The following is a 610-nucleotide window of genomic DNA, read 5'->3' on the forward strand; positions in this document are numbered from 1 at the left end:
CCGCACCGGAATAGATCACCCCGCCGCCCGCCACGACCAACGGACGCTCCGCCCCCCGCAGCAGCCCCACCGCCTCCCGCAACGCCGCCGGCTCGGGCACCGCACGCGCGACCCGCCACACCCGCCGCGCGAACAACTCCTCCGGCCAATCGAAAGCCTCGGCCTGCACGTCCTGCGGCAACGCCAACGTCACCGCACCCGTCTCGGCCGGATCGGTCAGCACCCGCATCGCCGCCAGCAACGCCCCCGGCAACTGCTCGGCCCGATTGATCCGATCCCAATACCTCGACACCGGCTTGAAGCAGTCGTTCACCGACACATCCAGCGAACGCCCATCCTCCAACTCCTGCAACACCGGACTCGCCGCCCGCGTGGCGAAGATGTCCCCCGGCAGCAACAACACCGGCAACCGGTTCACCGTCGCCAGCGCCGCACCCGTCACCATGTTCGTCGCACCCGGCCCGATCGACGTCGTACACGCCAACGTCGAAAGCCGATCACTCATCCGCGCGAACCCCGCCGCCGCATGCACCATCGCCTGCTCGTTACGCGCCATGAAATACGGCAGCCCACCACCGGACTCCAGCAGCGCCTGCCCCATCCCGGCCAC

General features: G+C 69.7%; 1 protein-coding gene. It reads right to left on the bottom strand.

Annotated elements, in window-relative coordinates; all coding sequences use genetic code 11:
- Positions 1-610: thiamine pyrophosphate-binding protein (locus ABD944_RS42215; protein WP_345187907.1), on the bottom strand; the 610-nt coding region annotated here is incomplete at both ends.

Source organism: Actinomadura verrucosospora, assembly GCF_039540335.1.
Taxonomy (GTDB): Bacteria; Actinomycetota; Actinomycetes; order Streptosporangiales; family Streptosporangiaceae; genus Spirillospora; species Spirillospora verrucosospora.